This window comes from [Actinomadura] parvosata subsp. kistnae, from assembly GCF_900323885.1.
GTDB lineage: Bacteria > Actinomycetota > Actinomycetes > Streptosporangiales > Streptosporangiaceae > Nonomuraea > Nonomuraea composti.
The window spans coordinates 128,627-153,314 of record NZ_OOHJ01000006.1 but is presented as its reverse complement, the minus strand read 5'-3'; the positions used below and the strand labels follow the sequence as shown (position 1 = coordinate 153,314).

Below are 24,688 nucleotides of genomic sequence, written 5' to 3'. Positions count from 1 at the left end.
TAAAGATCGTTGCTGAGTGCTTGATGGCGGTCTTTACCTGATGCGGCCTGGATAGGCGATGTCGAGTTCGATGAGGGCTTCGCGCCAGCCGATGGTGCGCTGTCCTTCGATCAGGCGGGCGGTGCTGGGCGAGTTCTTGATCTTGCCGGTTTTCTCCTTGGTCGCGGCGCGTTCGCGGGCGCGTTTGTCCTCGATGTTGATGATGGCCAGCCACAGCAGTTTGACCACGGCGTCGTCGCTGGGGAAGTGCCCGCGGGCCTTGGTGACCTTGCGCAGCTGGTAGTTCAGGGACTCGATGCTGTTGGTGGTGTAGAGCAGCTTGCGGACCGCCGGGGAGAAGGCGAAGAACGGGATGAAGCGGTCCCAGGCGGTCTCGAACACCCGGGCCGCCTGCGGATAGCGCTGGCCCCAGGTGGAGGCGGTGAGGTCGGCCAGGGCGTCGAAGGCGGCCTGCTCGGTGGGCGCGGTGTAGATCTTCTTGAGTTCGGCGGCCAGCGCGGCGCGGTCGCGGCGGGCGACCGGCCGCAGCGCGTTGCGGATCAGGTGCACGACGCAGGCCTGCACGGTGGTGTGCGGGAACGCCGCGTGGATGGCGTCTTCGAAGCCGGTCAGGCCGTCGGTGCAGGCGATGAGGATATCGCGCACGCCGCGGTTTTTCAGGTCGGTCATCACCGTGGTCCAGAACCGCGCCGATTCGCCGGCGGTGGCGGTATCGAGCGGGGTCTTGGCCAGCCAGATCCCGAGGACGTGCTTGTCGCCGTCGGCGTCGATGCCGACCGCCAGGTAGGCGGGCTTGGCCTGGACGCTGTGGTTGTCGCGGACCTTGACCACGATGGCGTCCAGGAACACCACCGGGTAGACCGCTTCCAGCGGCCGGGCCTGCCAGGCGCGGACCTCTTCCAGCACGGCGTCGGTGATGTTGGAGATGGCCTCGTGACTGAGTTCGACCTCGTAGATCTGGCGCAGGTGGTGCTGGATATCGCGCACGCTCATGCCGTGCGCGTACAGGCTGATGATCATGTCGTCCAGGCCGCCGGAGACGCGGCCGGCCCGCTTGGGCACCAGCACCGGCTCGAAGGTACCGGCCCGGTCCCGGGGCACGGCCAGCCGGACCGGCCCGACCCCGGTCTGCACGGTCTTGCCGATCCTGCCGTTGCGGGAGTTGCCCGAGCCGTGGCCGGCCACCTCGTGCTTGCCATAGCCCAGATGCGACGACAGCTCGGCCTCCAGCGCGCGTTCCAGCACCGCCTTGACCAGTTCGCCGAGCATCGAGCCTTCACCGGTCAGCCGCAGCCCGCCCGCGCCGTCGCGTGAGCGTTCCAGCAGCAGGTCCAGCACGTGATCGCCGAGCAGGTCCCGCAACGGCACCTCACCGTCACGCTGGGGGGATTGTTCCCCGCCATGATGAGCAGCCGCCCCCAGCAGCGCCGATGCATCATCGCGCTGGTCTTGCCCCACCGCGGCCAGCGCGGTTCTTCCCCGTGTCGTGGACATGATCGTGTTCTCCCCCGAGATGGTGAATGATCGTTGCAGACTTTCGTCTACGTTTGGTGATCATTTCCACACCTAGAGTGATACCCCCATCCAGCCATCGGACCTGAGCGACTTCCGGCGGAAGACGGTGAGCGTCCGGTTGTCCGTCTGGCAGAAATTGGGATGAGGGCCCTTAAGCTCGCCGTCCTTGCACTTCCACTGGGTGTTCGCGGTAGGGAACATGTTGTCGTAGCCGGAGAACTGAGCGGACTCGATTCCTGCCCCGGTGATCGAGAGGACTGCTGTCAGGGCTGCCCCCGCTATGGCTGCCCGCTTGACATTGCCGTTCATGGTGTCCCTTCTGCCGTGTGACCCGGAAAGTCTTGCTACTGGGAGGAAAAATCGAATCTGTCGGCTGACTGGAAGGTGTCGTGGTGCGGTTGGACGGTCATTGCCGTCGGCACGCTGATCCGCACCCATGCGACAAGGAAAGGAATGCGGCCCATGGTGGCACCGAGGCGATCAGGCAGATCCCGGCCATCTGCCCGGGCAAGGGTGGATGCGTGCGGACGATGTGGAACCGGTGCCGACAGCGCTTGTGCGTCTTGGTGAGGCCTATCCGACCGGTGTCGACGCGAAAAGGGAACGAGCGGAAATCGATGATGAGGCTTCTCGGCGGTGACGCTCTGATGAATTGCTCTGGATTTGTCGCGGCAAACGATGCATCAGGGCCGCAGTCGTGCTGTAAGCCTCGCCGGTACGGGCCACTGAAACTTTTGTCTGGAGCCTGACCTGCGATTCTCTATCGAGACGGATCTTCTTCTTGGCGTATGAGTCAGGCGTCGTCCTTGCTTTGTGGGGGCGATGCTGGCAGGGCTGAAGCGTTCTCATGTGGTGAGACCGAGGAGCTGAAGGCCGTCGGCTGGGTGGCTGCGGTAGCGGTCGGTGGCAGCGGCGATGCTGGTCCAGCCGATGAGGCGGGTCGTGCCAACGGCCAGGTTGCGGAGGCTGGCCAGGATCCGGGGCGCGTTGCCGGTGCGGGCCTTGCAGGCGTCTTCGCGGTAGGTGACGTCGCGGATGTGGTGGAGGGCCTCGGCACTCCAGTGCCCGCGGATCAGCGTGGCGAACTGGGTATGGGGGATGCGGCCCGGCGGCAGGCTGGTGATGGCGTAGATCGTGACGATGGTGGTCTTGTCGGTCTTGAGGTCGGTGCGGCGGCGTTTGACCTGGATGGCCTGGGCGGCGTGGGGAAAGGGCAGGCCAGGGCGGGCGGTGCAGATCTTCATGCGGCGGATGTCGCGGCGGCCGTGCCCACGTTCGTCGGTGCGGTCGTTGAGGACCGCTTCGCGCCAGGGCAGCGCTTTGAGCCTGCGGTGGAGCGTGGGCTGGTTGGCCTTGACGATGAACAGGAAGTGACCGCCGGCGGCGACGATCTGGCGGGCGTGCTCGGCTTGTGTGTGCAGGGCGTCGGCGGTGATGACCATTGCGGACAGGTCCAGGCCGCACAGCAGGGGTGCGAAGGCGGGGATCTCGTTGCTCTTGGCCTCGACCTGCCGTTGGGCGAGCACGGTCTGGGTGTCATGCCGGATGGCGGCCGGCAGGTGAGTGACGCCGTTGCCGGTGCGGCTGCCGCGCAGAGTCTTGCCGTCCACGGCCAGGCCGAGCAGGGGTGTTTTGGCGGTCGCGGTCGTCGGGGCGGTCGTTTCTAACGGGTGGCCGGTGGTCAGCGCGGAGAGGTAGGCGCAGGTCGCGGCGGTGAAGGCATCGCCGTCCAGGCGGGCCAGCAGCCGCCCGAGAGTGCTGGCAGCCGGCCGGATGGTGGCCGGGAGCCCAAGCTGGGTGCGCGGCCGGGGTCGTATCCGGCGATGAACCGGGCGATTTTGACAGGGATGTCGCTCCGCTGAGGACAGCGAGCAGGGATAACGCGAGCAGCGGGCCGAGTCGGTAGCGACGTCGTCGGCGGTGACGCGGGTCGGGTACGGCCTCCAGCACCCCGGCCAGGGTGGGCAGGTCGGAGGCGGGATCGTCAATGGTGACGTGCTCTGAGTGGCGGGAGAGCACGTCGATCGTGGATGATGGCACGCAAACGCGGCCCCTGTTCTTGATCGACTGGCTAGACACCGACGATCATGAGGGGTCGCGTTCGTCATCTCCGCGCAGGGTGCCCTACCCGCCCACCTGGCTCAGGGGTAGAGCAGTCTCACCAGTCGAGAACCCCACGGCCCTGGCAGCGAAATTGAGCGCACCCGTGGCCATGGTGCTGCAGCCGAAGAGATCCTGCATGTTGTGCTCCGAATGCCGGTCACTATCGCCCGCGAATAGGGGGATGTTCGCCCGCCGGACGGAGGGATTTCCTGCCGGAGTGGTTTTCTGGGTTGAAGTGACAGACGCGAGCGGCTGGTAATGGATTCTGCCGGGGTCTTCACCGATACGCTGTGCTGAGTCAGCGCGCCGGAGGGCCCACGGCGACCGTGTAGCCGTGTCTGTAGTAGATGCTGGGAGAGCCGGTGCCCTGGCTCCAGAAGCCGACCATCGCGGCGGTCTCCCGCACATCCTCCGCGAAATACGACTTGCCCTTCCAGGTGGCTCTGAAGTCTGGCGCATACGTTCCCCAGGCGGGGATCAGCTTCTCGCACGTGTTGACGGTGTAGGAGGCCGAGACCGGTCCCACTCCCAAGTTGAGTCCGAGGCTTCCGCAGGGGTTGAACTCGGCGGTCGATTTCGGGCTCCAGTCATTCCAGACCAGAGTCGTAGACGTCGGGCTGAGGGGATCGGTCTCCACGTAGCACTCGGAGACGTAGGTGGCGATGGGGCCGCCCTCGCGCGCGCCGCATGACGCGTAGCTTCTGAAGGCGTAATTGATGTGTGTCGCCCCCTCGTAGTCCATCCGGCCCCACTGCCCGCAGGCGCGCATCTTTCCGATACCTGCCGAGTCGAAGGTCTCGCGGCAGGTGGGCTCGCTCCAGGTGGCCTCCTGCTGGATGGCCGCTCCGCCGCTAGGAGGCGTCTCGGGAGGTGGCGCGGTTTCCACTGCGCTGACGGTGATCGAGCCACCGGCGGAGTTCGGGTCGCCCTGAGCTGTGACGGGTGTGGCGCCTTTGGGTTGGATGACGCAGCCGGCGTCGAAGGGCCGCATCTCGTAGTCCTGCGTCTTGATGCTGAGCTTCCATTTACTGCTCACGTACTCGGCGAAATCGCGGATTGCGGCGCTCTTGTCTTTTATGCTGTCGCATTCTGACGGCGATTTCCGGTGACCTGTGGTCGATCCCGAGGCGGGGATCGGCTGGAGGGCGAGGGTGATCGTGGCGGCCGCCGCCAACATGGAGAGTGGCTTCTTCATGAATCTCCTGACCCGGTGTGGATGGCGCCTTTACACCCCATGGTCTTTCGGCGGCTCAGTGGAAACCAGGACATTAGACGGGCATGGGCCGGACATTTCGCTCTCAGGTCGGCACGAAAGCAAGGAGGAAACATGCCTCCGCTGTCGGACCGCAGCTCACCGCCGTTGGCCAGCCCGGCCGCCGTGACGATCTCGGCTCGGCCGTTCGCCACGGCCAGCATGAGACAGTTCGTCACCCGGCGGCCGTCGAGCAGCACGGTCCAGGCCCAACACTTGCCGTGATCGCAGCCCTTTTCGGGACTGGTGGTGCCCAGCCGTTCCAGCAGGGCGTCCAGCACTGTGGTGCGGGTGTCGACCTTGAGCCGAGGCTTTAGCCCGTCCGCCCGCAGCACGATTTCGGCGTCCATGTTGCGCCGTCCTCCGCTGCCCGTTCCTGGTCCCGGCGCTCGCACCAGGACCAGGCATGCCTTCGTGTCCCTGATGGGATGGCGCTACTTGAAGGGCGGGTACCAGATATCCATGGCACCTCCTGTTCTGCGGCTGTGGTGATCGTGATCACCTGAACCCTAGGTATCCCTCTTCCCGGAGGTATCGGTCGTGCGACTGGTCCGGCTGATCAAACCTGCTTGAGCGCCCCGGAGTCGATGGTGATCTCCGCAGCCGCCGTGCACGCACACGCCACGGCTGCCGAACTCCACCAGCATGGGCAGCGGCAGCATGGTCTTGATGATGAAGACGTTGACGGTGGCGCCACCCCCAGCCCCAGCCTCACGGGAAGGGCCGCGCAAGCGGTCCGGATGACGGCGAAGAATTCCAGCTCGAACATGCCCGCCCAGTCGGCGCCGGAGCCGCGTGGGTGAGGTCCATCGACACGTGCACAAGATCCGGCCCGGTCAGCCCGATGCGCTGGGAGGCCCCGGTGGCCACGGCCATGTGGCCGCTGAGTGGCAGATCCATGCTGGGACACTGCCTGTCGAGATCATGAGGCACCGGCCCTGGGTCCGGTGGCGGACAACGTACGAGCCGGTGTCGCAGGCGGCGGGTCTGTTGTACGGCCGGTCATGGGCCGCCGTTCTTGACCTCGGGGTGGTGCACACATCGCGACGGGGACGGCGCCCGATTCCAGTCGTTCGACGGATTCAGGGGAATCGCTGCGCTTCTATCGTTCATGCGGGGGTGGACGCGGCGCGTCCACCGGGCGACAGGGGGCGATGTCCGTGATCTTTACCAGCGAGCACCCGCACATCGGCCTCATCGAGGCGCCCGTGCATCAGGTGGTGCTCCGGCGTGCCGCGGAGTTCGGTGACCGGCCGGCGTTGATCGACGGCCTCACTGGTGAGGTGACCACCTATCGTCAGCTCGACCAGCGATCCAGGCGCCTGGCCGCCGCCTTTGCCGCGGCGGGGGTGCGGAAGGGCGACGTGGTGGCCCTGCACAGCCCCAACTCCGTCCTGTATCCCGTGGTGTTCTACGGGGTCCTGCGGGCCGGGGCGGTGGTCACACCGGTGTCCGCGCAGGCCACTGTCCCGGAGATGGCGGGCCAACTGGCCGACTCGCGGTGCCGGTGGGTCGTGACCGTCCCGGCCGGGCTGGGCGTGGCGCAAGAGGCGGCCAAGCGCGCGGGCGGGGTTGAGGAGATCTTCCTCTGCGGTCCCGAGCAGGACGGTCGTCCCTCGATCCTCGACATGCAGCGTTCCACGGCGCCCGAGCCGTTCATCGTGTTCGACGCGCGCGAGGATCTGGCAGTGCTGCCGTACTCCTCGGGAACCACGGGGGCGCCGAAGGGAGTGATGCTCTCGCACAGCAACGTGGCGACCAACCTCATCCAGATCGAGGCGTTCCTGCCCTCCCGGGTGGGGGAGCCGCTGCTGGCGGTGCTGCCGTTCTCGCACATCTACGGCCTGACCGTGCTGCTCAACACCCCGCTGCGGATGGGGGCGACCGTGGTGGTGCTGCCGCGTTTCGACCTGGCAGAGTTCCTGACGGCGATCGAGAGGTACCGGATCGCCAGCTTGTACGTCGCGCCGCCGATCGTGCTGATGCTCGCCAAGCACCCGGCGGTAGACGGGCGGGACCTGTCGTCCCTGGAGTTCGTGTTGTCGGCGGCGGCTCCGTTGGACGCCGGCCTGGCCGAGGCATGTGCGCGCCGGCTCGGCCTGCCGTCCGTCGTGCAGGGGTACGGCATGACGGAGCTGTCGCCCGGCGTCAGCCTGTGCCCGCGCGGCGGGACGGACGCCCCCGCCGGTACGGTCGGACGACTGCTGCCGGGCACCGAGCTGCGGCTGCTCGACCTGGCCGCCCCCGGCAGGGATGCCGCGGCCGGCGCGCCCGGGGAGATCGCCATTCGCGGCCCGCAGGTGATGAAGGGCTACCTGGGCCGTTCCGGTGACACGGCCGCCATGATCGACGAGGGCGGCTGGCTGCACACCGGGGACGTGGGCCGGATGGACGGCGACGGCTGGCTCTACATCGTCGACCGGGTCAAGGAACTGATCAAGTACAAGGGGTACCCGGTGCCGCCGGCCGAGCTGGAGGCGTTGCTGCTCGCCCACGAGGCCATCGCCGACGCCGCCGTCGTCGGTGTGTACGATGCCGAGGGCAACGAGGTGCCGAGGGCCGTCGTGGTCAGGCGGCCGGGCAGCGAGCTGGACGAGGATGAGGTGATGGCGTACGTGGCGGGGCTGGTGGCCCCGTACAAGAGGGTGCGTCAGGTGCGGTTCGTCGAGGCGGTGCCGCGCTCGGCCTCGGGCAAGATCCTGCGACGAGAGCTCCGTGACGCGGGCGACTGACCCGTCACCCGCGGCTGAGGAACGTCCGCGCGCGCTGCCGCGAGCCTTGCTGGCCGGTGCCGCCTTCCTGCTGGTTTGCCTGCTGCCCTTGAGCGCGACCGTGGGGGTGTTCGCGGCGACGGCCAGCACAGGATGGGCGGCTCTGGCGCTGGTCGTCGGCATCCTCGCCGGTGCCGCGCTGTCCGTCGTGGCCGGCGTCTTGGTGGAGGGGGATCCGTCGCCCGTGCTCGTGTGTTTCGCCGTGGCCATGCTGCTCGGCCTCGGCCTCGGCGTCAACGCGGCCATCCACCTGGAGCAGGGGTACCAGCACTGGTACGGCGTGCCCCAGCAGGCCCGGATCTCCCTGGTGCAGGTGGACAAGGCCAGGCGCGGGGTGCACTGCCGGTACATCCTGGGCGGCGCCTTCGCCGATCAGTGGACGGACGACTTCCCCGTCGAGACCCTGCCGGATCGGGCGGCGTGCCAGACCAAGGTCGGTACGGCCATCGAGGTGATGGTGGATCCGCGGCGGCGCGTCCAGCCGCGGGTCAGTGCTGACTTGGAGGGCCTCGGCACGGCGTTGTGGGCCGAGGGCGTGCTCCTGGCGCTGGCCGGGCTCGGCGGACCGGTCACCGCGGGTCTTGCTTTCCGGACGGTCAAGAAGGCCGCGAAGGCGAGGCGGGCCGTCCCGGCGCGGCCGGCGGTCGATCGCGTCCCTCCGTGGCACCGGCAACGGCCCCGCCGGAGAAGACAGCGGTGATCACGCTGGTTTCCTCCCTCGACTCAGGAGGAGGACCATGGTCCTCGTCAACCGTCCTCGGCCAGGCGGGGTCCTGTTCCCGGTGTGAGCGAGCCGGCAGGAGCCGGGCGCCGGTCCCGGTGACGGTGGCGCAAGGGAACGAAGCGGGGGTGTGCGGGGCCGCCTCCGTTCACCAGGTCACCGGCATCTCATGGAGGCCGTACACGGGGGAGTCGTCCTTGAACGGGAGCTCGTCCACCGCCACGGCGAGCCGCAGGCCGGGGATGCGCCCGAACAGGGTGTTGAAGACGATCTCCAGCTCCTGCCGCGCGAGGTTCTGCCCGAGGCACTGATGGACCCCGTAGCCGAAGGCGACGTGTTGCCGGGCACCCCGGTGGAAGTCGAGCTGGTCGGGATTGTCGAAGACGTCAGGGTCACGGTTGGCGGCGGCGCCGAGCGCGAGCAGACCTTCCCCTGCGCGAATGAGTCTGCCGCCGATCTCGATGTCGGCCGTGGCCACGCGCGCCATCGCCAGCTCTCCGATGCTGAAGTAGCGCAACAGCTCCTCGACCACCTGCGGGGTCAGGTCAGAGGCCGCGGTGATCCCGGCGCGCAGTTCTGGGTTTTGTAGCAGAGCCAGGACACCGAGGGAGATCATGTTGGCAGTGGTCGTGTGTCCGGCGTTCAGCAGCGACTGGGCCGTGGCCACCATGTACGCGTGGTCGTAGGAGCCCGCCTCACGGTATTTGACGACCAGCCTGCCGATCAGGTCGTCCCCCGGCTGCTCTTCTTTCTGAACGACCAGTTCGTCCAGGTAGCCATGCAATTCACCTGCAGCGGCGACGCGCTCGTCGGGCGTCCGGCAACGGTCGAGCAGGGTGTTCGACCGTCTCTGGAAGAAGTCGTGGTCGTCGTACGGCACGCCGAGCAGCTCGCAGATCACCAGGGACGGCACCGGGAGCGACAGCGCCTGTACCAGGTCGGCGGGCCGAGGCCCGGCGAGCAGTTGCCCCACGAAGTCGTCGACGATCTCCTGGATGCGGGGGCGCAAGGCCGTCATCCGCCTGACCGTGAACTCGTTGATGATCATGTGCCGGTGTGTGGTGTGCTCGGGCGGATCCATCATGATCATGGGGCGGGCCTCCCTGCTGAGCCGCTGCATAGTACGCAGATCCATCAGCGGGTTGGGCATCGCGGGGTGCGTTCGATCGGCGCTGACCCTGGGGTCGGCGAGGATCTGGCGCACCTCCTTGTACCCCGTGATCAGCCAGACTTTCTCCCCGGCGGGCGTCTTGACCAGCGCAACCGGCCGCTCGGCGCGCAGCTGGGCGTATTCGGGCGGCGGTGAGAACGGACAGGTGCGGCGCGGAGGAAAGGCGTTCAGCTCGAAGTCGACCACGTCGGTCATGGGACTCCCATCACAAATGGACGATTTTCTTCCGGTTGAGTATATGCAACCGGAAGAAAATCGTCCACATCATCTTCGGGACGAACCTGTGATATCGAGAAGGTCGGCAGGCCGAAGGGGAACCCGCATGGTGGAAGATGACTACGAGGACCGCCGCGATCCGCGTCTACGCGTGGACGCCCAGCGCAACAAACAGCAGATCCTCGCCGCGGCTCGCCTGGCCTTCGCCGAACAGGGCGTCAACGTGCCGATGGAGGAGATCGCCCGCCGGTCCGGCGTGGGCGTGGGCACCCTCTATCGACGCTTTCCCGACCGTCAGGCGCTGATCCGCGCTGTGGCGCTCGATATGTTCGAGCAGCTGCTTCAGGAGGGACGTGCGGCGCGCGAAGAGGAACCCGACGCCTGGAGCGCGCTGACCCGCTTCGTGCGACGTTCCACCGGGCTACGTCTGTCCATGATCGCCTGGAATCTCGATGTCTCTCAGCGCGAAGCTCTGGACCGCGAGCTGGCCCCTGTCCGGGAGGCGCTGTTCAGCGAGGTCGACCGTATGGTGACGATGGCCCAGCAGCAGGGGGCGATGCGACCGGATGTCGCCGCGGGGGACATCGCGGTGCTCGCCGCCCTGCTCATCTACCGGTTCCCCGGGCTTCCTCCCAAGGTCATCGATTCGCTCCCGCACCGTACTGTCGAGCTCATGATCGACGGGTTGCGCGTCCAGCCCGAATCAGCGCTGGCCGGCCAGCCGATCAGCCTCACCGACATCAGCGGGGCCCCAGCCGACTCCCCTGCGAGACCGGCGCATGATGCTGAGGTGTCCTGAAAGCTTCCAAAGCGCCCGGCCGTTCGTTCAGGAGCAGGTCGAGGTGGCGCGCTTGCCGTCGAAACGGTCGCCGATCCACTCCAGGATGTCGGGCATGGCGCCGTCGTCGATGCCGGTGACCTGCCCGGGATAGGTGTCGTGCGCCAGCCCCGGATACGTTCGGTAGTCGACGCGCGCCCCGGTACGGCACAGCGATCCGGCCACCTCGTCGGTCATGGCTTGGGTGACCAGGGTGTCGGCCTCGCCCTGGAGCAGCAGCAGCGGGCCGGCCACGGGGCTCCGGCCCGTGCTGTTGCGCTCCAGGAAGCGGGCGAAGCGCGGCTCGGTGAGATATCCCGGCCGGACGAGCGCGGCGCCGGTCAGGTCGGTGTAGACGGCCGCGACCACGCCCAGGCACTGGCTGTCCACCGCGTCCAGCCGGGCCATCGCCTGGGGCGTCAGGAGCCGCGACAGTTGCAGGCCAGGGTCGGACGCCTTGGCGCCGGCGGCGATCAGCGGGACGAAGCCGCCGAGCCCGGGCTGCTCGGCGGCGTGCCGGACGATCTGGGTGATGTTCGCGCCGGGTGCGGTGACCACGGCGCCGAGGTAGCCGGGTTCGGGCCGGTGGACCTGCGCTTCCGCGATGGCCAGCGCCGCCGCCCCGCCCTGTGAGTGGCCCCAGATGACCCAGTTGCGCGACAGGCTGGGCACGGCGTCGCGGGCCGCGCGCAGTCCGTGGATCACGTCGTTGGCGGCGGCGGTCTTGTCGCCGAGCGCGTGCCCTCCGCTCGTGCCCAGGCCGGCATAGTCGGGGGCGACCACGGCGTACCCGCTGTCGAGGAAGCGGGCCATCTGGTCGCCGTGGTAGAGGTCGCGCATCAACGAGGGGGCGCAGTCGCGGGCGGTCCCGCTGGCCCCGTGGGCGTCCACCACCACCGGCCAGCCGCCCTTCGGCGCCCTGCCTTTGGGCAGGAGGACCACTCCGGACGCCGCGCGGTCGCGGCCGTCGGCCGTGCGGGAGTGGTAGAGCAGGCGGGTGGCGGGCAGCGGCCGGCCCGCGGTGGCGTAGTCCTTGGCGGCCTCCTGGCGGATGAGGGTGCCCGCCGGTGCCCAGGGCAGGGGAACGGGGGCGTCGTAGAAGCGCGTGCGGGGCAGGGCGTTGGCCTGCTGCTGTTGCAGGGCAGCCTGGCACCAGGTGTCGCAGGGGTAGGGCAGGTAGGGATCGGCCTGGGCGGATGCCGGCTGGGCCGCGATCATCGCGGTCGCGGCGGCGAGCACCGCGATCACGGATCTGCGGAAGAGGTTCATGTCGATTCCTTCGACGGTGAGTTGATCGAGCTATGGACGGAGCAGGGCGGCGCGGTGTGACAGTTCTTCCGGCCCGACTTAACTCAACGGCGTTGAGTTCTTGGTCGGGCTGCAGTTATGGTGAACTCATCACCGTTGAGTTATCTCGGGAGGAGATGACGATGCCGCCATCCGTAGTGATCACAGGGACCTCGTCGGGCATCGGCCGCGCGTCCGCCCTGGCCCTGCGAGCCAAGCGCTTCACCGTGTTCGCCGGCGTCCGCGATCTCGCGGACGCCGAAGACCTGCGCGCCACGTCCGGAGGCGGCATCGTCCCGGTGCGCATCGACGTCACCGACGCGGAGTCGATCGCCACCGCGGTGGCGCGGGTGCAGGAGGCCACGGGGGCGGCAGGGCTGGCCGGGCTGGTCAACAACGCCGGGAGCGGCGCGCCGTGGCCGATGGAGCTCGTGCCGCTGGAGGTGTTCCGGGAGCATCTCGAGGTCAACCTCACCGGGCAGCTCGCCGTCACCCAGGCGTTCCTGCCGCTGATCAAGCGGGCCAGGGGGCGCATCGTCAACGTGGGCTCCGAGGGCGGGCGCATCACACTGCCGTTCCTCGGCCCCATCACAGTCGCCAAGCACGGGCTGGTCTCGGTGACCGACGCGCTGCGCATGGAACTGCGCCCGTGGGGGGTGCAGGTCAGCATCGTGGAGCCGGGCGCCACCCAAAGCAGGGCCCCCGTCAAACTGGTCGACAACGGCCGCCGCGCCGTCGCCGAGCTGTTCACGGCGCGCGGCCGGGCCGACTACGGCGCGACGTTCCTGCACGTGATCGAGAAGATCGCGGCCGGTCACGAACGGACGGGCAGCCCTCCGGAGGTGATCGCCCGGGCCGTGGTGCAGGCGATGACCGCGCCCAGGCCGCGCACGCGTTACCCCGCCGGCGGGCACGCCAGGCTGCTCACCCGGCTGCGGCGCGTGCTGCCGGACCGCGCGATGGACGCCCTGTTCCTGCGCATGCTCGGCCTCGACCGAGCTTCCTCTGCTTCTTCGACCACTGCGGGAGTGTGATCACCATGTCGGTGGATCTGCCTGTCGAGCGGGTCGTCGTCCTGGACGACGACTTCGGTCCGATGGCCGTGGAGGCCGGCGGCCACGCGATGAGTGTGCCCGGGCTGGCTCTGCGGGAGAAGGTGATGATCTGGCTGGCCGGCGACGTCTGCAACGGGCACCTCGGCGTGCCGTACGAGCTGCACCTGTCGCTGGGGCTCCAGGCGGGGCTGCCCTGGCAGGAACTGCGCGAGGTGCTGCGGCACCTGGCCCCGTACGCCGGTTATCCGGCCGTCGTGCAGGCCTTCGTACGCCTGCGGGAGATCGCGGACGGCGCGGATTCCGCTCCCGCCTCAGTTGGCGACCCCGCAGGGGAGCCGCCCGCGCCGCCTGAGGTCGACGGCGGTTTCGCGGACTGGCTGCGGCAGCAGGAGGAGACCCGCTGGGGGCGTCCGCTGCTGACCGCCCGCGAGCGGGCCCTGCTCTGCGTGGCGGTCGACGTCTTCTACCAGACGCTTGGCGAGCCGTTCCGGACCCACGTCGAGGCGGCCAGGGCCGCCGGCGTCGATGCGGAGACCCTGCGTAACCTGTTGCGGCTCATGGGGGAGCTCGGTGCGGGCAAGGTGTGGCAGGCCCTGGAGGCCCTCGCCGCCCTTGAGAGCCGGGGATGACCACACCCGCGCGCGACGCCCTTGGCGGCTGAGGGATGACTACGCTCGTGCGGGCCGGGCGCGGTCGAGGCGGTCGTGGATGGCGCGGCGTGCTCGGTCGTAGGCGTCCGCTCGGCCGAGAAGCCGGCGGGCGTAGTTGGCCTGCAGGACCGCGGCGTGGATCTCGAAGATCAACTGTTCGGCGTCCAGGTCTTCGGAGAGCTCGCCCAGGCGCTGGGCAAGGCGGATCTGCTTGTGCAGGATCTTGTCGCTGGTGAGGGCCACTTCAGCGATCGCGTCGCGGACGGGTCCTTCGCGGCCGTCGAACTCGGGGGCGACCGCACAAAAGAAGCAGCCGCCGTCGAAGGTGTCGAGGTAGCCGATCCAGGCATCCGCCAGCGCCCGTAGCCGGGGAAGCCCGTCGTCGGCGCGTTCGGCCACGCGCAGGACTCGCTCCTCGAAGACCTGTGTCGCCGTCGCCACGATCTCCAGCTGCAGCTCCTGCTTGGTGCCGAACAGGCCCTGTACGCCGCTTTTGCTCATGCCCAGCGTGGTCGCGAGCTTGCCGAGGGTGATCCCCTCCAGGCCGTCGAGGGTGGCCGCGTTCAGGGCGCGCTCGAGGATGGCGCGGCGGCGTTCGTCTCCGGGGCGGGTTGTGGGCATGTCGCTATCATACGTCGGAATACGATCGATCGCATTGACAAATACGATCGTACGCTTCTATGGTCGAGGCACCGATCACGACGAGCTAGGAGTTTCGACATGAAGGTCGCGGTGTACGGGGCGAGCGGCTATACCGGGAGACTGGTCACGGCCGAAGCGCGCCGCAGAGGGCTCGACGTGGTGGTCTCCGGGAGGGACGAGTCCAGGCTGCGGGAGGTCGCCGAAGGGGCCGAGGTCAGGGTGGCCGGCGTGGACGACGCCCCAGCGCTGGCCCGCGCGTTCGAGGGTTGCGACGTGGTCGTCGGCTGCGCCGGGCCGTTCTCGCAGGTCGGCGAGCCGGTGGTCCGGGCGGCCATCGCGGCCGGCGCCCACTACGTCGACACCTCCGCCGAGCAGCTGTTCCTGCGACACGTCTTCGACACCTACGCCGAGCGGGCGGAGCAGGCCGGGGTGAGCGTCGTGCCAGCGGTGGGCTTCGACATCCTGCCGGGCGACATGATCGCGCACCTTGCGGGCGCCGAGGTGGAGCCGCTGGACGAGCTGACGATCGCCTATCAGACCAACGACTTCGACATGACCCGGGGCACCATCCGCTCGTCGCTGCAGGTGCTGCTGGACGGCGACCTCGCCTATGAGGACGGCCAGTGGCGGCCCGCCGAGGGACTGGCCGTCAAGCGCACGTCGTTCACCTTCCCCGGTCAGAGCGAGGAGAGGCCGACGGCGCGGTGGCCGGGTGCGGAGATCGTGACCGTCCCCCGACACGTGCGAGCCCGGCGCCTCGAGATCATCACCGACGCGGCCGTGTTCACCCCGGACATGATCTCCCTCATGCAGCTGCCCGCCGACCAGTGGGACGCCGTCATCGGCCAGTTGCCCGAGGGCCCTTCTGAGGAACGCCGCCCCGTCGCCGAGTTCACCATCGTGGCCGAGGCCATCGGCGTGGACGGCCGGCGTGCCACCGGCGTGGTGCGCGCCACCGACATCTATGGCAGCGCCGCGGTGTTCACCGTCGAGGCGGCGCGCCGCCTGGCCGCCGGAGAGGCCAAGGCCGGGGTGCTCAGCCCGGCGCAGGCGTTCGACTCGGCCGCCTTCCTGGACTGTCTCGCCCCCCACGGCGTCGAATGGAGCGTTGTCGCCGGCGAGAAGGTGAACGCGAGCTGACTAGTCATTTGACAGATTCGCACACAGGGCCGTGCCTTTAGTCTGAACAACGCGAACCGCCCGGTGACAGGCCTCGCCACGGTGCATCGCCGCGGACGAGACCGCTGGGGGAGGGCGTTGGGCACGAATCTCTGCTGGTGACCGGCAGATCAAGCCAGGCATCGAAGTCCTGGTCGGCGGCCGGCGCCCCATCGTGACGAGGGCGGAAACGGACGGCGCCGGCAGCGTGGCCGGACAACGCCGGGCGAATGGGGATGCTCATGCTCATAGGGCGGGACAAGGAGCAGGCGGTGATCGACCGGCTGCTCGCCGCGGCCAGAGCCGGGAAGAGCGGATCGCTGGTGCTGCGCGGCGAAGCCGGGATCGGCAAGTCGGCGCTGCTCGATCACGCCGCCGCCGCAGCAGCGGGCCAGGAGATGCGGGTGCTGCGCGGGACGGGCTTCGAGCCGGAGATGGAGCTGCCCTTCGCCGGGCTGCACCTGCTGCTGCGCGGCACCGTCGACACTATCGACCTGCTGCCCGCCGCGCAGGCCCGGGCCCTGCGCAGTGCGCTCGGCCTGGAGCCCGGCTTCAGCGGTGACCGGTTTCTGATCGGGCTGGCCGTGCTCACCCTGCTGGCCGACCTCGCCGAGCGGCGCCCGCTGCTGTGCCTGGTGGACGACGCCCAATGGCTCGATCACGCCTCCGCCGAGGCGTTGCTGTTCGCGGCCCGGCGGCTGGAGGCCGAAGGGGTGGTGCTCGTCTTCGCCGCCCGCGAGGACGAGCGCGCCTTCCCCGCCGCCGGCGTACCGGACCTGCACCTGACCGGGCTCGACACCGTTCGCTCGGCCGAATTGCTGGCCGCCTATGCTGGCGACCTGGCCCCGCAGGCGCGCGAACGCCTCCTGCGCGAGGCACGCGGCAACCCGCTGGCCCTGCTGGAGCTGCCCGCGCTGCTCACCGAGGCACAAGCGGCGGACGCGGCACCCATCCACGCCTTCGGCATCGGCTCCTCCCCGGCCCCGGCCGGGTGCACCGCGCGTTCCGCGACCGCATCGCGCGCCTGCCCGAGGCGGCGCGCACCGTGCTGCTGGTGGCCGCCGCCGACGACACCGGCTCGCTCGACGTCATCCTGACGGCGGCCCGCACGCTCGGCGTGGACCTGGCCGGCCTCGATACCGCGGAGGCGGCCGGCTTGGTGCATGTCGGCGACGGCCGCGTCACCTTCCGCCACCCCCTCGTCCGCAGTGCCGCCTACCATCTGGCCTCCTTTATGCGGCGGCTGGCCGCCCACCGCGCGCTGGCCGGGACGCTGGCCGGGCGTCCCGGCGACGTGGACCGCTGGGCGTGGCACCTGGCCTCGGCCGCCACCGGGCCCGACGAGGAGAGCGCGGCGGCGCTGGAGCGCAGCGCCGAGCACGCCCGCGCCCGGGGCGGGCACGCGGCGGTCGCCGCCGCCTGCGAGCGTGCGGCCCGGCTCAGCCCCGACCCCCGCGAGCGTGGCCGCCGCCTGACCCTCGCCGCCGCCGCGGCCGCCGAGGCCGGGCTGTACGAGCGGGCCGGCGAGCTGGCCGACCAGGCGGCCGCGGACGTGGCCGACCCCCAGGTGCTGGCCTACCTCGCCCGCACCCGGGCGATGATCGCGATGGCGCGCGGCGAGGCGGAAACCGCCCACACGGTGCTCACCGGAACGGCCGAGGCCATCATCGGCCAGGCCGAGGACGTCGCCGTCACCCTGTTCTTCGACGCGCTCACCCCCGCCTGGATCAGCAGCAACTACGCCGCAATCGCGCGGGCGGCCACCCGTGTGTCCGAGCTGCACAGCACGAAAGCCGGGCCGCTGCGGCCGATGAGGCGGGTCCTGGCCGGCATGGGCGGCCTGGCCGGCGAGGAGCCGCCGGCCGGCCTGGCGTGGCTGCGCGACATGATCGAAGGTCTGCGGGACCGCTCCGAGCCCGCCGAGCTGCAGGAACGCGCCCAGCTCGCCATCTGGGACCTGGTGATCGGCGACGACACGATGGCGTACGAACGTGCCGTGGCCATCGAGCGCGAGTGCCGGGATCAGGGCGCGATCGGGCTGCTGCCGCTGGTGCTCTCCCTGGTGGCCCGCTCGCAGATGTTCCTCGGCCTGCACCGTGAGGCGCTGGCCAGCGCCGAGGAGGGGCTGCGCATCGCCCGCGACACCGATCAGGGGTACTACGCGGCGCTGCTCGTCGGCGTCCTGACGTACCTGGCCGCGATCGAGGGCGATGAGGAGCGGTGCCTGAAGTTCGCCGAGCAGATCGCCGACGTCCACGACGCCGCCACCGGCGGCATGCGCTGCGTCTCGCTGAACCTGCTCGACCTCGCGCTGGGCCGGCCTGAGATGGCTCTGCGCAGGGCTGAGGCGTTCGGCGCGTTCGGGCCCGCCGCCCGTACCGTCATGATCATGCACCGCATGCCGGACCTGGTGGAGGCGGCCGTGCGGGCCGGCCGCCCCCGCTTCGCCGCCGCCGCGTCCGAACGGGTGCAGATGTGGGCGGCGCAGACCCCATCATCCTGGGCTGATGCGGTGGCGCTGCGCTGCAGCGCGCTGCTGGCCCCCGACGAGGACGCCGAACGCTACTACGAGCAGGCGCTGCACCTGCACCAGCGGGGCGGCCGGCCGTTCGAGCGGGCCCGCACCGAGCTGCTGTACGGCGAGTGGCTGCGGCGGCTGCGCCGGCGTGCCGACGCCCGCCACCAGCTCCGCTCGGCGCTGGACATCTTCGACCGGCTCGGCGCCCGCCCCTGGGCCGAGCGGGCCCGCGCGGAGCTGCGTGCGGCGGGGGAGCGCCAGACCGGCGACGGGCGTGCGTCGGAGGGTGTGCTGGATCGGCTCACCCCGCAGGAGCTGCAGATCATCCGGCTGGCGGCCACGGGGCTGAGCAACAGGGACATTGCGGCCCAGCTCTTCCTGAGCCCGCGCACGATCGGCTACCACCTGTACAAGGCCTATCCGAAGCTGGGGGTGGCCTCCCGGGCGGAGCTGGCCAGGCTCGACCTCGACGAGGGCGGCCGCCTGACCGGCTGACGCCGGTCCTTCCCAAATAATTCACGCGACATTCACCGTGCCGACTCAGCGTAACTCGCCGTTTTTCCGGCCAGTCGCCCGACAGATTCGATCTCCTGAATTCTGGGAGATCGTTCTCTCGTGTCGCCGGCGACGGCACGGCGATGGAGCCGGAAGGAAAAGAATGACCGACAATGGCGCGAGAATTATCAAGGGTGCCCGCTGGGCGCCGGTAGTGGGGACCTTGTGTCTGGTGGCACTGGGAATCACCGGCGCCGGCTCGGCCGCCACGGCGCTCGCCGACGCGCAGGATCCTCCGTCGATGTGCTTCGACGGCCCTGCCGACTGCTCGCCAGGGGATTTCGACAACATGTTTCCCACGAAGAACACGAAGTGGAAGTGTCGCGACCACCTGCAGCTGTACTGTCAAACCGACAACAGCACCCTCACGGTCTGGCACGATAAGAAGACCATTAAGGCCGAAGGATGGAACCGGATCAAGGCGGTTCTCAAGAAGGACTTCGACCGTACGACGGATCTGAAGGTCAAGTTCGTCAAGAAGCCGGTCTATTCGGGCCCTGCGGAAACAGACATCATTTACAAGCAGCCGAAGGAATGGCCGGCCGGTGTCCAGGGGCTGACATGGTGCAACGACGCGGTGGACGCAGTCAAGTGCGACCAGCACCTCGTCCTGTTCAAGGGAAGAACTCCCGGCAAGATACTCGCGTGCCACGAGACCGGGCACGCGGTCGGCCTCACCCACGGCAACAACGCCGACCCCGAGGTCGGCAACCAGGACAGCCGGTTGGGATGCATGCAGACCCCTCCGAGGCCGGGAGTGCCAGCAGCGGAAACGCTCGGCGGCCACAACCGCAAGATGATCAATAAGACCTACTGAGCAGGGGTGTCGAATGAGAACTCGTACAAGTATCACGGCCGGCGTGCTCCTGCTCGCGCTGGCGGGGACGATCGGGGTGGCCTCCGCCGCCACCGGCGACCTCCCCGCCGCCGGCCACCTCGCCTCCGCCGCCAGAGCGGGTGCCGCCGCGGGCGACAACGACGTGGCCGACCTGATCGTCGCCCATGGATCGCCCCGCCTGCCGTACAGCACGCTCGCGGACTGGGCAGGGTACGCCGACCATGTGGTGGCGGCCACAGCCTCGCAGGAGAAGGAGGGCACGCCGGACGAACAGGACATCGCCGCCGGGGAAGGCTACATCGGGCGGAGCGTACGCTTGACGGTGAACAAGACCTTGTGGTCCCGGACGTCGGCCGACGGCTGGACACCCGCGCCGCCGGCGAGCTTCCCCCTCAACGTAGTGGGATGGGAGTTCACCGGTGAGACCCGAACGGAGCTCGTCATCGAGGGTGCGCCACGGGTCGAGGCCGGCCACACCTACCTCATTCCGATCGCGCGCGAGGCGGACGGAGCGTGGGCTCCGATCGCGGCCCAGGCGATCCTGCCCTACGACCGCGGGGTGATCGGCCGGGGTGAGGCCAAGGGCGTCATCGCTGGGGAGGAGATCCCCGCCCAGCTCGCCCTGCAGTCCAAGGACGAGGCCGCGATGGCGGCGACGCTCGCCTCCGCCCGGCCTGATCCTCTGGTGGCCCAGTACGCCTCCCTGGATCCGGACGCCCGGTGGGAGAAGGTCGCCGCCGAGCTCGCGGCGCTCGACCCCATCCCCGAGGAGGACTCGGCCGACCACGGCGAGGACGAGATCAACGTGGACCCGTGGAACGGCGCGGAGGACAACGTCGAGGAGGACCCTGACGACGTGGGCGACAACTGACACGGGGCCGGCCGCGCGAGTCGTTCAGTACCTCACGCGACAGGGTGCCGCCGCAAGGTGAACGCGGCGGCACCCTGTCCTCCGGCCGCTCAGAGGAGCCGGTCCACCGGCTCGAACACCACGTAGCCGTTGCTCCAGCCGTCGTAGTACTCGTACACCTCCTGCGCGCTCAGACCCCGGCGGATCATGGTCTGCGCGACCAGCCGGTTCAGCTCGTCGGAGCTGGCGACGAGCTCGCCCTCGCCGGTGAGCTCGATCGTGCCCACCACGGTGGCGGTGCGCACGTCCCTGACGACAAGCACGTTCACTCCTGCTCGAACATCGAACGAGTTCCTGACGCATTCTCGGCGATCGCGACGAATCGGCTCCACACCTTGGCGTACCAGTCGGCGCGGCCGAGCGCTTCGAAGGCGGGCCGCGTCGAGCGGATCTGGCCGGCCAGCCATGCTACGTCCGCCTGGTTGAGCTCGTTGGGAAGGTAACGGAAGCTCTGGATGAGCAGCCCTGACCACGTTCTCGACACCCAAGGGCCGGCGAGCGGGCTGTTCGTCACTTCGGGGAGTACTCCGCGGTACTTCTCGGACACCTCGTGGAAGGCCGCCGACATATCGATGCCCCATGGATGGCCGTGCTCGTCGACGATGATGTTGAGAGAGTTGGCGTCCGCATCCCGGTTGAGGACGTGGAGGAGGCCGAGCACCTTCGCAGGCAGGGAGTCCATCGCCACCGGCGCGATCGCCATCGGGGTGCCCGTCGCCACGTACGGCATCGCGACCCGATGCGGGTCGAGCCGGTAGACAGCGGGGACGTTGGCGCCGATGCGCTCGCCGAGGATGGACCCCAGTTCCTCCGCGTCCGCCTCCCTCGTGGTCTTCACCTGCTTGAACACCCAGCTCGAGCCGTCCTCGAAGGTGACCAGGCGGACCGATCTCGCACTGACGCCGCCGCCGAGCCTGAGCCCGTCGTCCGGGCCGACCGCCGCGAACGCCTCGGTCAGGTCCGGCGGGATCGGCCGATGGCCCGGGTGAGACGGGACGGCCGGGTCCGGGATCTGGGGCGTCGCCCGCGGGACGGCACCGTCGTGGGTGCGGGTGGGGTGGGCGGGCGGCTCGTCTTGGGGGCGGTTGATGAGCCGGTCGATGCGGTTGATCGAGGGTCGCGGCGCGCCCGGTGCGGTCACGGGACGGCTCGCGGCGCTCGCCGTCGTGGTGGCGGGGGCGGCGGCGGCCGTGCGGGGGCTCCAGGTCGCCACGCGCACGTCCACGCTCGACAGCGCCCCGCCCGTTGCCCCCTTGGCCACCGCCTCCCAGTCGATGGGGTCTCCTCTCAGCGCCATGACGGCCAGCGAAGTCCCGCTCCCGGCTACCCCGGAGTGCCCCATCATGGCCAGGATCGACCGGGGCGGCAGCAGCCCCGTGGTCAGCGTCAGCAGGCCGCCGGTGATGGCGCCGGACAGGGCCGACCAGCCCACCTGCTTCAGGTCGATCTCGTCGCGCCGGGACTGGGTGGCCTGGATGTAGAGGTCCACCCCGCCCATCAGCAGCCCGAAGAGTGCGATGTTGAGCAGCAGCCGCTGGGCCAGTTGCCGGATCATCGCCCGCGTGACCCGCGCCCGCGCGCCCGCCGCGCTCCAGGCGATCCCCGAGGCGGGCGAGAGGGCCGCCCACAGCAGCCAGATGAGCTGCACGATCAGCAGCAGCACTGACAGCTTGATCATGCGCTTGGTGTACTGGACCTGGACGCCGAGGTCGTTGCAGGCCAGCGCCATCCCGGCCAGCCGCACGAGCAGTTCGGCCTTCCGGCTGCCGGTCGTCTCCTTCGCCCGCTCCAGAAACGCCTCCAGCGCCTGGCCGTCCCACACGCCGTGCCGGGTGCCGGAGGCCGCCCCGCCGGCGAGCCGGCCGTCGCCGCGTACCCCGCCGTTGATGCGGTGGAAGGCCCTGGCCAGGTCGTCGGCCAGCTGGAACAGCTTGGCCTCGTCCCCTTCTGGCCAGTCCATGCCGACCACCCAGCCGATCCACGGTCGCACCGGCTCCGGGACCGGGATCCCGTCCAGCCACATCGGAGTTCAGCCTTGCTCCGGCCTCAGCAGTGGCTGGTCGGCCGCCTCGTAATTCCCGGCCGCCGTGCCCAAGCCGGTGCTCAGCTCGTGGAGCTCGTCGAGGTAGGCGGCGAACGCGTCGAAGATCTGCTCTCTCAGCTGCGGGAAGCTCTTGTCCAGCTCCGCGCCGTACTGGTCGTGTCCCATCGGGCGGCCGGCGGCGGCGAAGGCCTCGCGCACGTCGTCGCGTACGGCCTCGACGAACTCGGCCTCCTCCGCCGCATCGCCGCCACGGCGGCGGACGCCTTCCGCCTCGACGGTGAAGCCGTCCGGCGCGCCGCTCATGCCCTCTCGCGCGGTGCTGACATGGGTGCGGAGAAGAACGCCTCCAGGCTGGCGCCCGCGCCGAAGATCTCCTCATATCGCAGGCCGTCCGGCATAAGCGGCTCCACCACCTCCCGCACGCGCGCTGATACCTGCCTGGAGGCGACGGCGATCTGACCGGCGATCGCATCGGCCAGCTCGGACGGCGACAGCTTGCGATAAACCCGGGGGTCCAGAGATATGGAAACGACCTGGCCGTGAGCTCCCACGGTGACCGTCACCATCCCGTTGGAGGACCGGGAGGTGTGAGTCAGCTCCTTCAACCGGGCGTACACCTCGCGCAGCGGGCCGGTGCTGCGCTCGAAATCAGCCGCCGCCTTCTCGAGTGCGGCATGAACCTCGTCGTGCACACCAAGCCCTTCATCGGACACCGCCATCCCTGTCGCCGCAGAGAACGTTAGGTCCATCGAAGGGGACGTGAATCCGTCAGTCGACTGGTTGTCGGCATCGTTATTCCCGGGGGCAGTCCTTGGCGTAGTCGGCCTGGACGGGGCGGTCCCAGAAGAATCCCCTGCTGACGTGTGGCGGGATCCACAGGCACGGCATGGTGGTGCCGTCCGTCAGGACGACGGTCCCCTGGATGGGGACGTCGCAGTCGTTGCCGACCTTGGCGAAGCGGTAGATGGTCATCTCCAGCTCCGCGCAGGCGCCGAACGTCCTGTCCTGAGCGGAGGCAGGGCCGGCCATGAGCGCGCCTGCCGTCGAGACGGCCGCGACCGTGACGAGGGCGGCCGTGAAACGCTTGATCATCGACATGCGGTGTTCTCCTCGGGGGATTTCGGATCTTGCGACGGGGCACACTATTGAGCACGCGATGATCGTCGTGCATCCGTCACGTGACCGGGGCCGTCCCCGAGCGCTCGCGGTACGAGTAGGGCGGCGACGGCGCCGAGCGTGGCGCAGGCCGCGAAGAGGTAGAAGTTCCACGTATAGGACGCTCGCGCGTCCATGAGGACGCCCACCACGAGCGGTCCGGCGATGGCGCCGGTACGCCCGACGCCCAGAGACCAGCCGAGCGCCCCGGCCGGGCGGGCGGGAAAGGTGGCCGCGACGAAGCTGTTCACCAGGACCTGGCTGGAGGCCGCTCCGGTGCCCGCGAGGGCGAGCAGCACGTACAACATCAGCGGGTTCAAGGGGAGGCTGAGTGCCAGCAGGGACGCCGCGACCAGGAGGAAGGAGGTGACGACTGTGGCACGGTGGCCGAACCGGTCGCCGGCGGCGGCGGTGGCCCAGGATCCGAGCGTTCCTCCGATGCTCAGCGCCAGCAGGGCGCCGATGGCCGGCCCGAGCGGGTATCCGGCCGACAGCATGATGCGGGGCAGCCACGTGCCGAGGCCGTACCAGGTGAGCAGGGCCAGGAAGGTGGCCGCCCAGAAGCACAGGGTGGCCGCCAGGTTGCGGCCGCGGAAGAGGGGCTGGGTGCTCGGCCTCGAGGACGCTCTGCGCTCCGGGACGGTCAGGCCGTACCGGCGCGCGAGCGCTGCGGCCCGCTCGGTTTTGCCGGCCTGGGTCAGGTGGTTCAGCGATTCGGGCAGGTAGCGCCACGCCAGTGGCACGATGAGCACGAGCGGGCAGGCGCCGATCCAGAACAGGGCCCGCCAGCCTGGCGAGGGCAGCAGCGCCGCCGACAGCATGGCCGCCAGCACTCCGCCGAGGGGGATGCCCGACAGCGCGAGCGCGTAGGTGAGGGTGCGGTGGCGGGGTGGCGAGTACTCCATCAGCAGCGCCGAGGCGGTCGGGATGAGCCCGCCGAGGCCGATGCCGGTCAGCAGCCGGCTCGTGGCGAGCGCGGTGGGCGAGCCCGCCAGCGCACAGCCCATCATGCACACCGAGAACAGCGTGATGGAGGCCAGCATGCAGGCGCGGGGGCCGAACCGCTCGCTCAGTACGCCGCCCGTGATGGCCCCCAGCAGCATGCCGAGGAAGGTCAGCGATCCGATGACGCCCAGCGCTGTGCCGTCCAGCGCCCAGCCGGGCTCGGATGCGAGCACCGGCAGGACGCTGCCGTAGACGATGAGGTCGTAGCCGTCGAAGACGATGGCCGACCAGCACAGAAGCGTGATGAGGAGGGCTGGGCGGCGTGAGAGCGCAGGGAGGACGACGCTCATCTGGGCATCCCCTTT

At 69.5% G+C, this 24,688-nt stretch carries 24 protein-coding genes; 10 read left to right on the top strand and 14 right to left on the bottom strand.

Annotation, left to right across the window (positions count from 1 at the left end):
- Positions 1-33 precede the first annotated feature (33 nt).
- From KIS93_RS04355 to KIS93_RS04330, 5 genes are all read right to left on the bottom strand, one after another.
- Positions 34-1,362 carry an IS256 family transposase gene (locus tag KIS93_RS04355; RefSeq protein ID WP_420895853.1) on the bottom strand — a complete coding sequence of 443 codons (1,329 nt, stop codon included), beginning with the start codon at positions 1,360-1,362 and terminating at the stop codon, positions 34-36.
- A gap of 204 nt (positions 1,363-1,566) precedes the next feature.
- Entirely contained in the window at positions 1,567-1,824 is a 258-nt protein-coding gene (locus tag KIS93_RS04350; RefSeq protein ID WP_186403685.1) for a hypothetical protein, read from the bottom strand.
- Positions 1,825-2,360: 536 nt separating this feature from the next.
- Positions 2,361-3,623 (bottom strand): ISAs1 family transposase, encoded by a 1,263-nt coding sequence (locus tag KIS93_RS64545; protein ID WP_246005177.1) that lies wholly within the window; start codon positions 3,621-3,623, stop codon positions 2,361-2,363.
- A 293-nt stretch (positions 3,624-3,916) separates the two neighbouring features.
- Positions 3,917-4,813, bottom strand: a complete 897-nt coding sequence (locus tag KIS93_RS04335; RefSeq protein ID WP_186403684.1) for a hypothetical protein — start codon at positions 4,811-4,813, stop codon at positions 3,917-3,919.
- Positions 4,810-5,220 carry a CoxS/CutS family dehydrogenase iron-sulfur subunit gene (locus KIS93_RS04330; RefSeq protein ID WP_186403683.1) on the bottom strand — a complete coding sequence of 137 codons (411 nt, stop codon included), beginning with the start codon at positions 5,218-5,220 and terminating at the stop codon, positions 4,810-4,812. The genes KIS93_RS04335 and KIS93_RS04330 overlap by 4 nt, the downstream gene beginning before the upstream one ends.
- An 804-nt stretch (positions 5,221-6,024) precedes the next feature.
- On the opposite strand from KIS93_RS04330, the gene KIS93_RS04325 reads away from it, so the two are divergent.
- Both KIS93_RS04325 and KIS93_RS04320 read left to right on the top strand, forming a co-directional pair.
- Positions 6,025-7,602 carry an AMP-binding protein gene (locus tag KIS93_RS04325; RefSeq protein WP_222107234.1) on the top strand — a complete coding sequence of 526 codons (1,578 nt, stop codon included), beginning with the start codon at positions 6,025-6,027 and terminating at the stop codon, positions 7,600-7,602.
- Complete coding sequence (locus tag KIS93_RS04320; RefSeq protein ID WP_186404009.1) at positions 7,586-8,341, top strand: hypothetical protein; 756 nt, start codon at positions 7,586-7,588, stop codon at positions 8,339-8,341. Before KIS93_RS04325 ends, KIS93_RS04320 begins: the two co-directional genes overlap by 17 nt.
- 169 nt (positions 8,342-8,510) lie before the next feature.
- Here the strand turns inward: KIS93_RS04320 and KIS93_RS04315 are convergent, their stop codons facing one another.
- Entirely contained in the window at positions 8,511-9,728 is a 1,218-nt protein-coding gene (locus tag KIS93_RS04315) for a cytochrome P450 (RefSeq protein ID WP_186403682.1), read from the bottom strand.
- A 127-nt stretch (positions 9,729-9,855) separates the two neighbouring features.
- On the opposite strand from KIS93_RS04315, the gene KIS93_RS04310 reads away from it, so the two are divergent.
- Positions 9,856-10,548, top strand: coding sequence for a TetR/AcrR family transcriptional regulator (locus tag KIS93_RS04310; RefSeq protein ID WP_186403681.1), 693 nt, complete (start codon positions 9,856-9,858; stop codon positions 10,546-10,548).
- Positions 10,549-10,575: 27 nt separating this feature from the next.
- Here the strand turns inward: KIS93_RS04310 and KIS93_RS04305 are convergent, their stop codons facing one another.
- On the bottom strand, positions 10,576-11,835 hold the full coding sequence (locus KIS93_RS04305) for an alpha/beta fold hydrolase (RefSeq protein ID WP_186403680.1): 1,260 nt from the start codon (positions 11,833-11,835) through the stop codon (positions 10,576-10,578).
- A gap of 161 nt (positions 11,836-11,996) precedes the next feature.
- On the opposite strand from KIS93_RS04305, the gene KIS93_RS04300 reads away from it, so the two are divergent.
- Both KIS93_RS04300 and KIS93_RS04295 read left to right on the top strand, forming a co-directional pair.
- Complete coding sequence (locus KIS93_RS04300) at positions 11,997-12,887, top strand: SDR family NAD(P)-dependent oxidoreductase (protein ID WP_186403679.1); 891 nt, start codon at positions 11,997-11,999, stop codon at positions 12,885-12,887.
- 5 nt (positions 12,888-12,892) lie between these two features.
- Positions 12,893-13,537: a carboxymuconolactone decarboxylase family protein gene (locus KIS93_RS04295; RefSeq protein ID WP_186403678.1), complete on the top strand. Its 645-nt coding sequence runs from the start codon at positions 12,893-12,895 to the stop codon at positions 13,535-13,537.
- A 39-nt stretch (positions 13,538-13,576) separates the two neighbouring features.
- Here KIS93_RS04295 and KIS93_RS04290 read toward each other — a convergent pair whose 3' ends face one another.
- Complete coding sequence (locus tag KIS93_RS04290) at positions 13,577-14,179, bottom strand: TetR/AcrR family transcriptional regulator (protein ID WP_186403677.1); 603 nt, start codon at positions 14,177-14,179, stop codon at positions 13,577-13,579.
- Between the two features lie 99 nt (positions 14,180-14,278).
- Between KIS93_RS04290 and KIS93_RS04285 the strand changes: the two genes are divergently transcribed.
- From KIS93_RS04285 to KIS93_RS04270, 5 genes are all read left to right on the top strand, one after another.
- Positions 14,279-15,340: a saccharopine dehydrogenase family protein gene (locus KIS93_RS04285; protein WP_186403676.1), complete on the top strand. Its 1,062-nt coding sequence runs from the start codon at positions 14,279-14,281 to the stop codon at positions 15,338-15,340.
- A gap of 260 nt (positions 15,341-15,600) precedes the next feature.
- The gene (locus KIS93_RS64540) at positions 15,601-16,455 is read left to right on the top strand and encodes an AAA family ATPase (RefSeq protein ID WP_246005176.1); all 855 of its coding nucleotides are present in this window, start codon (positions 15,601-15,603) and stop codon (positions 16,453-16,455) included.
- Positions 16,350-18,371 carry a helix-turn-helix domain-containing protein gene (locus tag KIS93_RS04280; protein ID WP_246005175.1) on the top strand — a complete coding sequence of 674 codons (2,022 nt, stop codon included), beginning with the start codon at positions 16,350-16,352 and terminating at the stop codon, positions 18,369-18,371. The genes KIS93_RS64540 and KIS93_RS04280 overlap by 106 nt, the downstream gene beginning before the upstream one ends.
- A 163-nt stretch (positions 18,372-18,534) precedes the next feature.
- Positions 18,535-19,248 carry a hypothetical protein gene (locus tag KIS93_RS04275; protein WP_186403675.1) on the top strand — a complete coding sequence of 238 codons (714 nt, stop codon included), beginning with the start codon at positions 18,535-18,537 and terminating at the stop codon, positions 19,246-19,248.
- A 13-nt stretch (positions 19,249-19,261) separates the two neighbouring features.
- Positions 19,262-20,140 (top strand): hypothetical protein, encoded by an 879-nt coding sequence (locus KIS93_RS04270; RefSeq protein ID WP_186403674.1) that lies wholly within the window; start codon positions 19,262-19,264, stop codon positions 20,138-20,140.
- An 89-nt stretch (positions 20,141-20,229) separates the two neighbouring features.
- Here KIS93_RS04270 and KIS93_RS04265 read toward each other — a convergent pair whose 3' ends face one another.
- From KIS93_RS04265 to KIS93_RS04240, 6 genes are all read right to left on the bottom strand, one after another.
- Positions 20,230-20,442: a hypothetical protein gene (locus KIS93_RS04265; protein ID WP_186403673.1), complete on the bottom strand. Its 213-nt coding sequence runs from the start codon at positions 20,440-20,442 to the stop codon at positions 20,230-20,232.
- 2 nt (positions 20,443-20,444) lie between these two features.
- Positions 20,445-22,202: a WXG100-like domain-containing protein gene (locus tag KIS93_RS04260; protein WP_186403672.1), complete on the bottom strand. Its 1,758-nt coding sequence runs from the start codon at positions 22,200-22,202 to the stop codon at positions 20,445-20,447.
- Positions 22,203-22,208: 6 nt separating this feature from the next.
- Positions 22,209-22,526, bottom strand: coding sequence for a hypothetical protein (locus KIS93_RS04255; protein ID WP_186403671.1), 318 nt, complete (start codon positions 22,524-22,526; stop codon positions 22,209-22,211).
- Positions 22,523-22,936, bottom strand: a complete 414-nt coding sequence (locus KIS93_RS04250) for a YbaB/EbfC family nucleoid-associated protein (RefSeq protein ID WP_186403670.1) — start codon at positions 22,934-22,936, stop codon at positions 22,523-22,525. Before KIS93_RS04250 ends, KIS93_RS04255 begins: the two co-directional genes overlap by 4 nt.
- Before the next feature lie 79 nt (positions 22,937-23,015).
- The gene (locus KIS93_RS04245; RefSeq protein ID WP_186403669.1) at positions 23,016-23,321 is read right to left on the bottom strand and encodes a hypothetical protein; all 306 of its coding nucleotides are present in this window, start codon (positions 23,319-23,321) and stop codon (positions 23,016-23,018) included.
- 44 nt (positions 23,322-23,365) lie between these two features.
- Complete coding sequence (locus KIS93_RS04240; protein WP_186403668.1) at positions 23,366-24,673, bottom strand: MFS transporter; 1,308 nt, start codon at positions 24,671-24,673, stop codon at positions 23,366-23,368.
- Positions 24,674-24,688 lie beyond the last annotated feature (15 nt).

Coding starts and splice junctions, on each gene's coding strand:
- KIS93_RS04350 (WP_186403685.1), bottom strand. CDS start 1,824: ATGAACGGCAATGTCAAGCGGGCAGCCATAGCGGGGGCAGCCCTGACA.
- KIS93_RS64545 (WP_246005177.1), bottom strand. CDS start 3,623: ATGACGAACGCGACCCCTCATGATCGTCGGTGTCTAGCCAGTCGATCA.
- KIS93_RS04335 (WP_186403684.1), bottom strand. CDS start 4,813: ATGAAGAAGCCACTCTCCATGTTGGCGGCGGCCGCCACGATCACCCTC.
- KIS93_RS04330 (WP_186403683.1), bottom strand. CDS start 5,220: ATGGACGCCGAAATCGTGCTGCGGGCGGACGGGCTAAAGCCTCGGCTC.
- KIS93_RS04325 (WP_222107234.1), top strand. CDS start 6,025: ATGTCCGTGATCTTTACCAGCGAGCACCCGCACATCGGCCTCATCGAG.
- KIS93_RS04315 (WP_186403682.1), bottom strand. CDS start 9,728: ATGACCGACGTGGTCGACTTCGAGCTGAACGCCTTTCCTCCGCGCCGC.
- KIS93_RS04310 (WP_186403681.1), top strand. CDS start 9,856: ATGGTGGAAGATGACTACGAGGACCGCCGCGATCCGCGTCTACGCGTG.
- KIS93_RS04305 (WP_186403680.1), bottom strand. CDS start 11,835: ATGAACCTCTTCCGCAGATCCGTGATCGCGGTGCTCGCCGCCGCGACC.
- KIS93_RS04300 (WP_186403679.1), top strand. CDS start 11,997: ATGCCGCCATCCGTAGTGATCACAGGGACCTCGTCGGGCATCGGCCGC.
- KIS93_RS04295 (WP_186403678.1), top strand. CDS start 12,893: ATGTCGGTGGATCTGCCTGTCGAGCGGGTCGTCGTCCTGGACGACGAC.
- KIS93_RS04290 (WP_186403677.1), bottom strand. CDS start 14,179: ATGCCCACAACCCGCCCCGGAGACGAACGCCGCCGCGCCATCCTCGAG.
- KIS93_RS04285 (WP_186403676.1), top strand. CDS start 14,279: ATGAAGGTCGCGGTGTACGGGGCGAGCGGCTATACCGGGAGACTGGTC.
- KIS93_RS64540 (WP_246005176.1), top strand. CDS start 15,601: ATGCTCATAGGGCGGGACAAGGAGCAGGCGGTGATCGACCGGCTGCTC.
- KIS93_RS04275 (WP_186403675.1), top strand. CDS start 18,535: ATGACCGACAATGGCGCGAGAATTATCAAGGGTGCCCGCTGGGCGCCG.
- KIS93_RS04270 (WP_186403674.1), top strand. CDS start 19,262: ATGAGAACTCGTACAAGTATCACGGCCGGCGTGCTCCTGCTCGCGCTG.
- KIS93_RS04260 (WP_186403672.1), bottom strand. CDS start 22,202: ATGTGGCTGGACGGGATCCCGGTCCCGGAGCCGGTGCGACCGTGGATC.
- KIS93_RS04255 (WP_186403671.1), bottom strand. CDS start 22,526: ATGAGCGGCGCGCCGGACGGCTTCACCGTCGAGGCGGAAGGCGTCCGC.
- KIS93_RS04245 (WP_186403669.1), bottom strand. CDS start 23,321: ATGTCGATGATCAAGCGTTTCACGGCCGCCCTCGTCACGGTCGCGGCC.
- KIS93_RS04240 (WP_186403668.1), bottom strand. CDS start 24,673: ATGAGCGTCGTCCTCCCTGCGCTCTCACGCCGCCCAGCCCTCCTCATC.